The organism is Actinomadura keratinilytica, from assembly GCF_039539665.1.
Classification (GTDB): domain Bacteria; phylum Actinomycetota; class Actinomycetes; order Streptosporangiales; family Streptosporangiaceae; genus Spirillospora; species Spirillospora keratinilytica.
This window is the reverse complement of record NZ_BAABDO010000052.1, coordinates 1-12,628: the sequence shown is the minus strand read 5'-3', so window position 1 is coordinate 12,628 and position 12,628 is coordinate 1. Positions and strand designations below refer to the sequence as shown.

Annotated in this window: 11 protein-coding genes; all 11 read right to left on the bottom strand. The window is 74.7% G+C overall.

Features of this window, described 5'->3' with window-relative positions:
* Window positions 1–27: 27 nt before the first annotated feature.
* On the bottom strand, window positions 28–579 hold the full coding sequence (locus ABD879_RS17620; RefSeq protein ID WP_345022532.1) for a cell division protein SepF: 552 nt from the start codon (window positions 577–579) through the stop codon (window positions 28–30).
* Window positions 580–682: 103 nt separating this feature from the next.
* The gene (locus ABD879_RS17615) at window positions 683–1,429 is read right to left on the bottom strand and encodes a YggS family pyridoxal phosphate-dependent enzyme (protein WP_345022531.1); all 747 of its coding nucleotides are present in this window, start codon (window positions 1,427–1,429) and stop codon (window positions 683–685) included.
* A complete protein-coding gene (gene pgeF, locus ABD879_RS17610) occupies window positions 1,422–2,189 on the bottom strand; it encodes a peptidoglycan editing factor PgeF (protein WP_345022529.1) in 768 nt (255 codons plus the stop codon). Before pgeF ends, ABD879_RS17615 begins: the two co-directional genes overlap by 8 nt.
* Window positions 2,186–3,643 (bottom strand): cell division protein FtsZ, encoded by a 1,458-nt coding sequence (gene ftsZ, locus ABD879_RS17605; RefSeq protein WP_345022528.1) that lies wholly within the window; start codon window positions 3,641–3,643, stop codon window positions 2,186–2,188. Before ftsZ ends, pgeF begins: the two co-directional genes overlap by 4 nt.
* A gap of 404 nt (window positions 3,644–4,047) precedes the next feature.
* Window positions 4,048–4,767 carry a cell division protein FtsQ/DivIB gene (locus ABD879_RS17600; RefSeq protein WP_345022527.1) on the bottom strand — a complete coding sequence of 240 codons (720 nt, stop codon included), beginning with the start codon at window positions 4,765–4,767 and terminating at the stop codon, window positions 4,048–4,050.
* A gap of 116 nt (window positions 4,768–4,883) precedes the next feature.
* A complete protein-coding gene (murC, locus tag ABD879_RS17595; RefSeq protein WP_345022526.1) occupies window positions 4,884–6,308 on the bottom strand; it encodes a UDP-N-acetylmuramate--L-alanine ligase in 1,425 nt (474 codons plus the stop codon).
* A 130-nt stretch (window positions 6,309–6,438) separates the two neighbouring features.
* A complete protein-coding gene (gene murG, locus ABD879_RS17590; protein WP_345022525.1) occupies window positions 6,439–7,530 on the bottom strand; it encodes an undecaprenyldiphospho-muramoylpentapeptide beta-N-acetylglucosaminyltransferase in 1,092 nt (363 codons plus the stop codon).
* Window positions 7,531–7,570: 40 nt separating this feature from the next.
* Window positions 7,571–8,851, bottom strand: a complete 1,281-nt coding sequence (gene ftsW, locus ABD879_RS17585) for a putative lipid II flippase FtsW (protein WP_345022524.1) — start codon at window positions 8,849–8,851, stop codon at window positions 7,571–7,573.
* A gap of 50 nt (window positions 8,852–8,901) precedes the next feature.
* Complete coding sequence (murD, locus tag ABD879_RS17580) at window positions 8,902–10,335, bottom strand: UDP-N-acetylmuramoyl-L-alanine--D-glutamate ligase (protein WP_425549642.1); 1,434 nt, start codon at window positions 10,333–10,335, stop codon at window positions 8,902–8,904.
* A complete protein-coding gene (gene mraY, locus ABD879_RS17575; RefSeq protein ID WP_285492587.1) occupies window positions 10,317–11,378 on the bottom strand; it encodes a phospho-N-acetylmuramoyl-pentapeptide-transferase in 1,062 nt (353 codons plus the stop codon). The genes murD and mraY overlap by 19 nt, the downstream gene beginning before the upstream one ends.
* A partial coding sequence (locus ABD879_RS17570) for a UDP-N-acetylmuramoyl-tripeptide--D-alanyl-D-alanine ligase (RefSeq protein ID WP_345022522.1) occupies window positions 11,375–12,628 on the bottom strand: 1,254 nt, incomplete at its 5' end. The genes mraY and ABD879_RS17570, both read right to left, overlap by 4 nt.

Here is a 12,628-nt window from a genome sequence, read left to right as displayed (position 1 = left end):
AGTATCAGTCTCTCGCATGGTCGCCGTTCAGCTCTGGTTGAAGAACCCTCGTTCTGCCATCCGGGCCTTGTCCTCGGCCGTCACCTCCACGTTGGCGGGCGACAGCAGGAACACCTTGTTCGTAACACGCTCGATGCTCCCGTGCAGGCCGAATACCAGACCCGCCGCGAAGTCGACGAGGCGCTTTGCGTCACTGTCGACCATCTCGGTCAGATTCATGATCACTGGTGTGCCCTCACGGAAGTGCTCCCCGATGGTCCTCGCCTCGTTGTAGGTCCTGGGATGCAGCGTAGTGATGCGCGCAAGGTCGGTGGAACCGCTCTCGTACAGCGCCACGGAGCGTCGGTCGCTCGGTGACGCAGCGTGATGATCGCGTTCCCGCTCCGCGGCGTCGTCGGCCCGTGTAAGCTGGCCGCCGGACTCCTCGTCGCGTCCGGAACGGCGGCCGGCGAGGGTGTCGGCGTCGTCGTCGTAGACCTCGTAGTCGTCGTACTCGTCATACTTGCCGTACTTGTCGTCGTAGCGGTCGTCCTCCACAAGGCCGAGGTAGACCGCCATCTTGCGCATCGCGCTGGCCATATGCCCCTCCGTCGTCCTGTGGCCGCGGCATCGGCGCCTCGACGCCGCCTCGGACCGCCCGTCCGTACGCCCCGCCGTTTCGGCAGGTACCCCTGGGGGGACATTACCTGACGATTGCCCGCCTGCCGCCGAGCAACGCCGTACCGACACGCACATGTGTCGCGCCGCACGCGACGGCCTGCTCCAGATCTCCGCTCATCCCGGCCGAGATCACCGCGGCCCCGGGACGCTCCCGCCGCAGGTCGGCGGCTATTTGGGCCAACCGGGCGAATGCGACGGAAGGGTCGCCGCCCAGCGGAGCGACCGCCATCACGCCGTCCAGCTCCAGTCCGTCCGCCGTGTCGATCGCGTCGGCCAGCGCGGGCACCTCGGCGGGGTCGGCGCCGCCGCGGGCCCCGGTGGCGGCGGGGCCGCGCCCGGGGTCCGGCTCGTCCAGCGACACCTGGATCAGGCAGCGCAGCGTCCGCCCCGCGCGGGCGGCGGCGTCCGACAGCGCCCGCACCAGCCGCAGCCGGTCGACCGACTGCACCACGTCGGCGTAGGAGGCCACCGAGCGGGCCTTGTTGGTCTGCAGCTGCCCGACGAAGTGCCAGCGCAGCGGCAGCCCGGCGCACTCCTGCGCCTTGCGGCGGGCCTCCTGGTCGCGGTTCTCCGCGACGTCGGTCACGCCCAGCTCGGCCAGCAGCCGGACGTCGGAGGCGGGGAAGGTCTTGGTCACCGCGACCAGCGTCACCTCTCCGGGGTCGCGGCCGGCCGCCGCGCAGGCGGCCGCGATGCGCTTGCGGACCTCGGCGAGGTTGGCGGCCAGCTCCTCCCGGCGCGCCTCGCCCCCGGCCACCGCGTCACCCATGGGCGGCCTCCGCCGCGTCGTCGGTGAGCCAGACGAATCCGGCGAAGCGGCCGGTGCGCCCCTCGCGGCGGTAGGAGAACAGCTCGGGCGTCTCGATCGTGCAGCGCGGATCGACGCGGATGTCGGCGACGCCGACGGCCTTGAGCTGCCCGGCGATCCCGGCGCGGATGTCCAGGCCCGGCGTGCCCGCCCGGGTCGTCGCGTACGCCTCGGGCACCCGCGCGGCGACCTCCTCGCGCATCTCGGCGGGCACCTCGTAGCAGCCGCCGCACGCCGCCGGGCCGATCGCCGCGGCGATCCGCGCCGGGTCGGCGCCGTGCTCGCGCATCCGCGCCACCAGCGCGGGGACGACGCCCAGGGCCGTTCCGGGGCGGCCGGAGTGCGCGGCGCCCACCACGCGGGCGACCGGGTCGGCCAGCAGGACGGGCGCGCAGTCGGCGACCAGCACCGCCAGCGCCAGCCCGGGTTCGGTCGTCACGACCGCGTCCACGCCCGGCGCCGCCTCGCCGGTGAACGGGCGGGTGACGAACGCCACGTCGGCGCCGTGCACCTGGCGCATCCAGACGGTGCGGTCGGGGTCGACGCCCAGCGCCGCGGCGACGCGGCGGCGGTTGTCGCGGACGGCGGCGGGGTCGTCGCCGACGGCGCCGCCGAGGTTGAGGGTGTCGAACGGGGCGGCGCTGCGGCCGCCGGCGCGGTCGGTGAACGCGGCGCCCACGCCCGCGCCCAGGGGGACGGTCGTGACCACTGCCGCGATCACTTCAGGAAGTCGGGCACGTCGAGGTCGTCGTCCTCGTCGAACACCACGGGGCGGCGGCGCTGCCCCGCCGGACCGGAGGGCTCGCCGTCGCCGCCCGGCCCGCGGCCGGAGGACGAGTCGGGGGCGGGACGCGGCGCGGGCGGGCGGATCGGGGACTCCTCGTCCCGCCCGCCGTCGCGGTCGGCCGAGCCGCCGGCCTGGCCCGACGGGCCGTCGTCGGCGTGTTCGCCGCCGGACGCGGAACGGCCGCCGGACCGTTCTCCCTCGTCGGAGGACGGGCCGCCGGCCTGCGGGCGCTCCTGCTCGGACCGCGGTGGCGCCGCGGGCGGCCCGGCGGGCTGCGCGGACGGCGCCGCGGCGGCCTGCGCCACGGTGGTGTGCGACGGGTCGGAGCGGCCGACCCGGCTGGGGATCGGGTTGCCGCCCGCGGCGCCGGGCGGCGGCGGGACCGGACGCGGCGGCGGAGGCAGCCGGCGGGTGTCCGGCTCGGGCGCGGGCTTGCTCGGCCGGCCCTCGTCGAACCCGGCCGCGATCACCGTGACCCGCACCTCGTCGCCGAGGGCGTCGTCGATGACCGCGCCGAAGATGATGTTGGCGTCGGGCGCGGCGGCGTTGGACACCAGCTGGGCCGCCTCGTTGATCTCGAACAGGCCCAGGTCGGAGCCGCCGGAGATGGACAGCAGCACCCCGTGCGCGCCGTCGATGCTGGCCTCCAGCAGCGGGCTGGAGATCGCCATCTCGGCCGCGGCCACCGAGCGGTCGTCGCCGCGCGCCGAGCCGATGCCCATCAGCGCCGACCCGGCGCCGGACATGACCGACTTGACGTCGGCGAAGTCCAGGTTGATCAGACCCGGCGTGGTGATCAGGTCGGTGATGCCCTGCACACCGGACAGCAGCACCTGGTCGGCGGCCTTGAACGCGTCCAGCACGCTGACCTGCCGGTCGGAGATGGACAGCAGCCGGTCGTTGGGGATGACGATGAGGGTGTCGACCTCGTCGCGCAGCGTCTCGATGCCCGCCTCGGCCTGCATGGCGCGCCGCTTGCCCTCGAAGCTGAACGGCCGGGTGACCACGCCGATGGTCAGCGCGCCCAGGGAGCGGGCGATGTTGGCCACCACGGGGGCGCCGCCGGTGCCGGTGCCGCCGCCCTCGCCGGCCGTGACGAAGACCATGTCGGCGCCCTTGAGCACCTCCTCGATCTCCTCGCGGTGGTCCTCGGCGGCCTTGCGGCCCACGTCGGGGTTGGCGCCCGCGCCGAGCCCCCGGGTGAGCTCGCGGCCCACGTCCAGTTTGACGTCGGCGTCACTCATCAGCAGCGCCTGGGCGTCGGTGTTGATCGCGATGAACTCGACGCCCTTGAGTCCCTCTTCGATCATCCGGTTGACGGCGTTGACACCGCCGCCGCCGATGCCGACGACCTTGATGACCGCGAGGTAGTTCTGCGGTGCTGCCACGACGAGGGGCCTTTCCGCTCGCTCTATCGGACCGGACGACCCGGTTCGGCGAACCGGGCCGCTGCGGTGCTCTGGACCTTGTGATGTCTGTTGTGGTGTCTGTGCGGTTGCCGCCTGCCGCCCTAAGTCGCGGGTGCGGCCTGCGCCGCGGGCCGCGGACGGCGGCGGTGCCGTCCGAGCAAACCCTCACCCTAAACTTGAGGCTTACAGTTATGTCAACCTGCTGACTGATACGGACAGTAGGGCGGCCCAACCGCCAGGGTCAACTAACCCCCGGCCAACCGATCCGGCGTGTCGCGGTGAGTCCCGCTTGCCCCGGTTGGCGAAGCACGCCGGGCCGTCCATGCTCCCAGCGTGCCCCATCGGGCGCCCGGTTTCGCCGCGACACACGCACCGCCGCGGTTTCACCGGGTGGTGACGACCTCGGGCGAACTGACGTCGATGATCCGCGCCGATCGCCCGGCGGCCGTGCGCCGCAGCGCGTCCAGCAGACGCGCCTTCTCCTCGGTGCGCTCGGCCGACCCCCACACGACCAGGGGGCCGCCCGAGAGCCGCAGCGTGACCGACTCGGCGCTCGTCGCCCGCACCTCGGCGACCCGCGGGGCGAGGCGGCCGGGCAGCTCCCCGAGCACGCGCAGCGCCGCCAGCGTAGCCGGATCCGACGGCCCCGGCGAACCGGTGACCAGCTCGGGCAGCCCGGACGGCCGGGTCGCGCCGTCGGCGACGGTCACCCCGTGCCGGTCGAGCCGGTAGAACCGGCCGCCGCGCTCCACCACCGCGACCGGGACGCGTTCGCGCACCACGATCCGCACGGTGGTGGGCCAGCGCCGCTCCACCGTGGCCGACTCGACCTCGCGCAGCCGCTCCAGCCGCGCCCGCGCCTCCTCGGTGCCCAGCCGCACCATCGGCACGCCGAGGCGCACCCCGGCGGCGGCCACGATCCGGTCGCGCGGGGCGAGCTCGGTGCCGGTGACCTCGACGGTGCGCACCACCAGCAGCCGCGAGCCGAGCAGCACCCAGCCCACCGCGCCGAGCACCCCGAACACCAGCAGCGTGACGAACGCCACCTTCCAGCGGCCCGGGTGGCCGCGCCGCGCTCCCGTCTGCCCGCCCACGTTGGTCATGCGGTAAGGATGGCGGCGCCGGTCGGCGATTGCGGGGAGCCCACGCCCGGCGACGACGAAACTCCCCAAAGATCACATTTTGCGGCGTCCGTCCCCGGCACCGCGGGCGGCCCCGGTCAGGACGCGCGGGCGGCGAGCCCCTCCAGGATGCGCGGGCCCAGCTCGGTGACGTTGCCCGCGCCCAGGGTGATCACCACGTCGCCGGGCCGCGCCAGGTCGGTCACGAGGGCGGGGACCTCGTCGAACACCGGCGCGTACACCGTGCGCGTCGCCTCGGGCACGGCGTCGGCCACCAGGGCGCCGGTGACGCCGGGCTCGGGGTCCTCCCGGGCGCCGTACACGTCCAGCACCACCGCCACCTCGGCCAGGCCCAGCGCGGCGCCGAACTCGGCGGCGAAGAAGCGGGTGCGGCTGTACAGGTGCGGCTGGAACACCGCGACGATCCGGCCGCCGCCCTTCTGCTCCACGTAGTCGCGGGTGGCGCTCAGGTCGGCGGTCAGCTCGGTCGGATGGTGGGCGTAGCTGTCGAACACCTCGACGCCGGCCGCCTCGCCCTTGGGCTCCAGGCGGCGCATCGCCCCGCCGAACGAGGCCAGCCCGTCCAGCACCCCGGCCAGGTCGGCGCCCAGCGCCTGCGCCACGGCGACCACGGCGGCGGCGTTGAGCGCGTTGTGCCGGCCGGGCACGTTCAGCGCCACGTCCAGCGCGGCATCGCCGACGCCCTCGACGCGGAACCGGGAGCCCAGGCCGCGCGGGGCGAACCCGGTGACGCGCAGGTCGGCGCCGGGCGCCTCGCCGTAGGTGCGCACCGCCAGGCCGCGTTCGCGGGCCCGCTCGGCCAGCTCCGCCGCCACCGGGTCGTCGGCCCCGGCCACCAGCGTCCCGCCGGGCTCGATCCGGTCGACGAACCGGGCGAAGTTCTCCTTGACCTTCTCGAACCCGCCGTAGTTGTCCAGGTGGTCGGCCTCGACGTTGGTGACCACCGCCACCCGCGGGCTGTAGGCCAGGAACGAGCCGTCGCTCTCGTCGGCCTCGGCGACGAACACGTCCCCCGAGCCCTCGTCGGCGCCCAGCCCCGTGGTGACCAGCTGCCCGCCGATGCAGTAGGACGGGTCGGCGCCGACCCGCTGCAGCGCGACCGTGAGCATCGAGGTGGTGGTGGTCTTGCCGTGGGTGCCCGCCACCGCCACCGCGCGCCGCCCCGCCATCAGCGACGCCAGCGCCGCCGACCGGTGCAGCACCCGCAGCCCGCGCCGGCGGGCCGCCACCAGCTCGGGGTTGGTGTCGCGGATCGCCGTGGACACCACCACGGTGTCGGCGTCGCCCAGGTGCGCGGCGTCGTGGCCGACGAACACCTTGGCCCCCAGCTCGCCGAGCTGCGCCAGCAGCTCGGAGTCCCGGGCGTCGCTGCCGGAGACGGGTATGCCGCGCCGCAACATGATCCGCGCGACGCCGGACATGCCGGCGCCGCCGATCGCGATGAAGTGGACCTTGCCCAGCTCCCCCGCCGGCACGACCTCACCAGGACTGATCAGACTCATCGGGCGGTGCCCGTCCCCTCGTTGCCCGTCACGCCACCTGTCACGCCGCACACCCCGCTGCACACGACGCCGCCCGCCGCCGCGGCGGCCGCCAGCCCGGCGGCGGCCGGTGCGCCCGCGGCCCGCCCCGTCACCGGCGGCCCGCCGAGCGGACGACCTCGTACACCATCTGCGCCAGCGCCTGGTCGGCGTCGCGGCGGCCCAGCCGCCCGGCGGCCTCGGACATGGCCGCGACCCGGCCCGGGTCGGCCAGCACGGGCAGCAGGTTGTGCACGATCCACTCGGGGGACAGCTCGGCGTCGTCGACCAGCAGGCCGCCGCCGCCCGCCACCACCGGCTCGGCGTTCAGCCGCTGCTCGCCGTTGCCGTGCGGCAGCGGCACGTACACCGCGGGCAGCCCCACGGCGGTCAGCTCGGCGCAGGTCATCGCGCCGGCCCGGCACATGGCCATGTCGGCGGCGGCGTAGGCCAGGTCCATCCGGTCGCAGTAGGGGATGGTGACGTACTGCGGGCCGCCGGAGGCGGGTTCGGGCTCCTCGGTGTTCTTGGGCCCGACGATGTGCAGCACCTGGATGCCCGCCTGCCGGAAGGCCGGGGCGGCGGCCACCGCGGCGCGGTTGAGCGAGCGGGCCCCCTGCGACCCGCCGAAGATCAGCAGGGTGGGCAGGTCGGGCAGCAGCCCGAAGTAGGAGCGGGCCTTGTCCCCCATGGCCAGCCGGTCCAGGTTGGCGATGTCGCGGCGCAGCGGGATGCCGACGAACTTGGCGTTCGGCAGCGGCGAGTCGGCGTGCGAGACGGCCACGTGCTCGGTGAACCGGGCGCCCAGCTTGTTGGCCAGGCCCGGCTTGGGGTTGGCCTCGTGCACGATGATCGGGATCTTGCGCTTGCGGGCGGCCAGGTAGCCGGGGGTGGCCACGTACCCGCCGAACCCGACCAGCACGTCGGCCTGCGCCTGGTCCAGGACGCTCGCGGCCGCGTTGATGGCGCCGCGCAGCCGGCCCGGGACGGTCAGCAGCTGCGGCGTCAGGGTGCGGGGCAGCGGCACCGGCGGGATCAGCGCGAGCTGGTAGCCCCGCTGCGGGACCAGCCGGGTCTCCAGGCCCCGCTCGGTACCGAGGCAGGTGATCCCGGTGTTGGGATCGATGCGCCGCAGCGCGTCGGCGAGGGCCAGCGCGGGCTCGATGTGTCCGGCGGTGCCGCCGCCGGCCAGGACAACCCTCATGCTCGCTTACATCTCCTCAGCGTGTTCGTGACGGGGGGACTCACTGACGCCGTGCCAGGCCAAGCCAGCTTAGGGCGCGGGCGACCGGGCCGGGGCCCCGGGCGGCCAGCGCCTGGCGGGCGCCGGGTTCGCGTTTGGCGAAGGCCAGCAGCATGCCGAGCGCGATCAGGGTCGGGATCAGCGCCGACCCCCCGTAGGAGACCAGCGGCAACGGGATCCCGGTGATGGGAAGCACACCGATCACGGCTCCGATGTTGACGATCGCCTGCACCACCACCCAGGCCGTGGCCCCGGCCGCGGCCAGGCGGGTGAAGGGATCGCGGACCCGGCGGGCGATGCGCAGCCCGGCGTAGGCCAGCAGCCCGAACAGGCTCAGCACCACGAGGGTACCCACCAGCCCGAGCTCCTCTCCGATGATCGCGAAGATGAAGTCGGTCTCGGCGTGCGGCAGGAAGTCCCATTTGGCGCGGCCCTCGCCCAGGCCGGTGCCCAGCCAGCCGCCGGAGGCGATCGCCAGCTGCCCCTGGGTGCCCTGGTAGTTGGTGGTGTACTGGTTCTGGGACGGGTCCAGGTAGCCGGTGAGCCGCTGCAGCCGGTACGGCTCGACGATGATCAGGATCGCCACCAGCAGGCACACCAGCCCGGCCATGCCGACGAACAGCCGGCCCGGCGCCCCGACCACCCACAGCAGCGCCAGGAAGATCGTCAGCAGCACGAGGGTGGTGCCGAGGTCGCTGCCGAGCATGACCATCAGCACCAGCAGTCCGGCGCCGGGCAGCAGCGGCACCAGCAGCGGCCGCCACTCGTTGAGCTGGCCGAGCCGCTCCTTGCGGGCCAGCAGGTCGGCGCCCCACAGCACCAGCGCCAGCTTGGCGGGTTCGGACGGCTGCACCAGCACCGGCCCGAGGCCGATCCAGCGGGTCGCGCCGCCCGCCGAGTGGCCGAGGCCGGGCACCAGCACCAGGCCCAGCGCCACGATCGACAGCAGCAGCAGCGGGTAGGCGAACGCGCGGAACGTGCGCACCGGCAGCCGCGAGGCCAGCCACATCAGCGGCAGCCCGATCGCCATCCACATGGCCTGCTTCTGGAACAGCGTGTACGCCGACCCGGTCGCCTGGATCTGCTTGACCAGCGACGCCGACAGCACCATGGTCAGCCCCAGCGCCAGCAGCATGATCGAGCAGCCGAGCACCAGGTAGTAGGAGGTCAGCGGGCGGTCCAGCAGGCCGACGGCGGCGACGACGTGCTCGCGCGGCCCGGCCCGGCGCGGGCGCTCCCGGCGGCCGTCGTCCGCCGGCGCCGACGGCACGGCGGCGTTCATGCTCGCGGCCCCCCTTCTTCGTCGCGCTGCCGGACCCGCGCCTGCCGCGCCTACCGGGACTCGGCGAGTCTCCGCACGGCCGCGGCGAACGCGTCGCCGCGCGCCCCGTAGCTTGCGAACATGTCGAACGACGCGCCCGCGGGGGCCAGCAGCACCGTGTCGCCCGGCCGGGCCAGCCCGGCGGCGGCGGACACGACGCGGTCCATCGCCCCAGTGTCGGTGTCGGGGACGTCCACAACCGGGACTTCGGGCGCGTGTCGCGCAAGTGACCGCGCGATCCGCGCCCGGTCGGCGCCCAGCAGCACCACGCCGCGCAGCCGGTCGGCGCAGGCGCGCACCAGGTCGTCGACGTCGGCGCCCTTGAGCAGGCCGCCGGCGATCCACACCGCCGACCGGCAGGCCGACAGCGACGCGGCGGCGGCGTGCGGGTTGGTGGCCTTGGAGTCGTCGACGTAGTCGACGCCGTCCACGGTCGCCACGTGGGCGATGCGGTGCGGGTCGGGGGCGAACGCGCGCAGCCCGTCCCGCACGGCCTCCGGCGGGACGCCGTAGGCGCGGGCCAGGGCGGCGGCGGCCAGGGCGTTGGCGACGTTGTGCGGGGCGAAGGGCCGCACATCCGCCAGTTCGGCCAGCTCCACGGCCTCGCGCCGCGGGTCGGGCGTGAACGCGCGGTCGACGAGCAGGTCCTCGACCACGCCGAGCTGCCCGGGGGCGGGCGTGCCGAGGGTGAAGCCCTTGGCGTCCGGCCCGCCGAGCCGCGTGGACACCGGGTCGTCGGCGTTGACGACCGCGATCGTTCCGGGTGCGTAGATCTTGCCCTTGTCGGCCGCGTAGGCGTCGAACGAGCCGTGCCAGTCGATGTGGTCGGGCGCCACGTTCAGCACCGCCGCCGCGCGGGGCGCCACCGTGCTGGACCAGTGCAGCTGGTAGCTGGACAGCTCGACGGCGAGCACGTCGTACCTGTCCAGCACCGCCTCGACGATGGGCGCGCCCACGTTGCCGACGGCGACGGCGCGGTGCCCGGCGGCGGTGAGCATGCACGCCAGCATCCGCACCACCGTGGTCTTGCCGTTGGTGCCGGTCAGCGCCAGCCACGGCGCCGCCTCCCGCCCGCCGCGCCCGCCGTGCGCGAGCCGCCACGCCAGTTCGACCTCGCCGATGATCTCGATGCCGGCGGCCGCGGCGGCCGCCAGCAGCGGCACGTCCGGGCGCCAGCCGGGCGAGGTGACCACCAGGTCGGTGCCGGCGGGCAGGGTGTCGCCGTCGCCGAGGCGGACGGTCACGCGCGCGTCGGCGCGCAGCCGCTCGGACCGCTCGCGCAGCGCGTCGTCGTCGCGGGCCTCCACGACGGTGACGCGGGCGCCGCGCTCGGCCAGGACCCGCGCCGCGGCCTGCCCCGACACGCCCAGGCCCGCCACGCACACCGCGCGGCCCCGCCAGTCCCCCGAGCCCCCTGTCGAACCGCTCACCGCTTGGGCATCCATTCCAGGTAGAACAGGCCGAGGCCGATCGCGGTGAACAGCGCCGACATCAGCCAGAACCGGACGACGATGGTGGTCTCGGCCCAGCCGGACAGCTCGAAGTGGTGCTGCAGCGGGGCCATCTTGAACACCCGTTTCTTGGTCAGCTTGAACCAGCTGACCTGGATCATCACCGACAGGGTGATCATCACGATCAGGCCGCACAGGATGGCCAGCAGGAACTGGGTGCGGGTGAGGATGGCCAGGCCCACCAGGACGCCGCCGAGGGCCAGCGACCCGGTGTCGCCCATGAAGATCTTGGCGGGCGGGGCGTTCCACCACAGGAACCCGAACACGCCGCCGAGCACCGCGGCGGCGACCACCGCCAGGTCCAGCGGGTCGCGCACGCTGTAGCAGTTGGGCGCCAGCGCGAAGTCGTAGCAGCTGTTGCGCAGCTGCCAGTTGCCGATGATGACGTAGGCGCCCAGCACCATCGCGGCCGGGCCGGCGGCCAGGCCGTCCAGCCCGTCGGTCAGGTTCACGCCGTTGGACGTCGCGGCGATCAGCAGCAGCGCCCACACCACGAACAGGTAGGGGCCGATGGACGGCCCGAAGTCGCGCAGGAACGACAGGTGCGGGGAGGCGGGGGTGAGGTCGTAGCCGTTGGGGAAGTTCAGCGAGGCGATCGCGAACACCACACCGACGATCACGATGCCGATCATCTTGGCGCCGCTGCGCAGGCCCAGGCTGCGCTGCTTGAACACCTTGATGAAGTCGTCGACGAAGCCGACCAGGCCCAGGCCGGCCATCAGGAACAGCACCAGCACGCCGGAGATCGTCGGGGCGGTCCCGGTGAACAGGTGGGCCGCGCCGTACCCGATCAGCGAGCCGACGATGAACACCGCGCCGCCCATGGTGGGCGTGCCGCGCTTGGTCAGGTGCGCCTCGGGGCCCTCGTCGCGGATCATCTGCCCGTAGCCGAGCCGCCGCACGATCCGGATCCACACCGGGGTGCCGACCATGCCGAACACCAGGGCCACCCCGGCGGCGATGATGATATTGGTCACGCCCGGCCACCCTCCGGACCGGCCGCGCCGCCCGGGAGGGGACGGCCCCCCGCACCCTCCGGGTCACCGGACAGCAGGGCCTCGGCGCCCCGCTCCAGCCCGGCGACGCGAGAGCCCTTCACCAGCACGACGTCCCGCGGCCGCAGCCGCTCGCGGAGCGCGGTCACCGCCGCGCCGACGTCATCCACCTGTACGCACTCTCCCGTCCATGACCCCACTCGCTCGGCCCCCTCGGCCATCGCCGCCGCGTTCGCGCCGACCACGACGAGCCCGGCGAACCCCCGTTCGGCGACGTGCTGTCCGATCTTGGCATGTTCCGCCGCGGAAGATGGCCCAAGCTCGGCCATTTCCCCCAGAACCGCCCATGCCCGGCGGCCCCGCGCCATGTGCGCGGCGGTGTCGATCGCGGCCCGCATCGACTCGGGGTTGGCGTTGTAGGCGTCGTTGACGACGGTCACCCCGTCGGGCCGCTCGGCCACCTCCATCCGCCAGCGGCTGACCGGGGCGGCCTCCGACAGCGCCGCGGCGACCTCGGCGACGCCCATGCCCGCCTCCCGGGCCGCGGCGGCGGCCGCCAGCGCGTTCAGCACGGCGTGGGCGCCGTGCAGGCGCAGCTCCACCGGCGCCGCCCCCTCCGGGGTGACCAGGGTGAACCGCGGGCGCCCGGCGTCGTCCAGGCGCTCGTCGGCGGCCCGCACGTCGGCGCCGGCGGACCGGCCGAACGTCACGACGCGGGCGCGGGTGCGGGCGGCCATGGCGCGCACCAGCGGGTCGTCGGCGTTCAGCACCGCCGCGCCGTCCGCGGGCAGCGCCTCCACCAGCTCGCCCTTCGCCTCGGCGATCTTCTCCCGGCCGCCGAACTCGCCGACGTGCGCGGTGCCGACGTTCAGCACCACCCCGACGCGCGGTCGGGCGATGCCGGTCAGGTAGGCGATGTGCCCGGCGCCGCGGGCGCCCATCTCCAGCACCAGGTGGCGGGTGGACTCCTCGGCGCGCAGCACGGTCAGCGGCAGGCCGATCTCGTTGTTGAACGAGCCCGGCGGCCACACCGTCGGCCCGGCCCGCCCGACGAGCTGGGCGATCAGGTCCTTGGTGGAGGTCTTGCCGGCCGAGCCGGTGACCGCGATGACGGCGGTGCCGGGCAGCCGCGCCAGCACCCCGGCCGCCAGCCGCCCCACCGCGGCCCGCACGTCGTCGACCACGACGGCGGGCCCGCCGACCGGCGGCTCGGCGAGCACCTCGGCGGCCGA

Bases quoted from the DNA above. Each gene is read 5' to 3' on its own strand.
- ABD879_RS17620 (WP_345022532.1), bottom strand. From the start codon at position 579: ATGGCCAGCGCGATGCGCAAGATGGCGGTCTACCTCGGCCTTGTGGAG.
- murG (WP_345022525.1), bottom strand. From the start codon at position 7,530: ATGAGGGTTGTCCTGGCCGGCGGCGGCACCGCCGGACACATCGAGCCC.
- ftsW (WP_345022524.1), bottom strand. From the start codon at position 8,851: ATGAACGCCGCCGTGCCGTCGGCGCCGGCGGACGACGGCCGCCGGGAG.
- ABD879_RS17615 (WP_345022531.1), bottom strand. From the start codon at position 1,429: ATGGGTGACGCGGTGGCCGGGGGCGAGGCGCGCCGGGAGGAGCTGGCC.
- murD (WP_425549642.1), bottom strand. From the start codon at position 10,335: ATGGATGCCCAAGCGGTGAGCGGTTCGACAGGGGGCTCGGGGGACTGG.
- ABD879_RS17600 (WP_345022527.1), bottom strand. From the start codon at position 4,767: ATGACCAACGTGGGCGGGCAGACGGGAGCGCGGCGCGGCCACCCGGGC.
- murC (WP_345022526.1), bottom strand. From the start codon at position 6,308: ATGAGTCTGATCAGTCCTGGTGAGGTCGTGCCGGCGGGGGAGCTGGGC.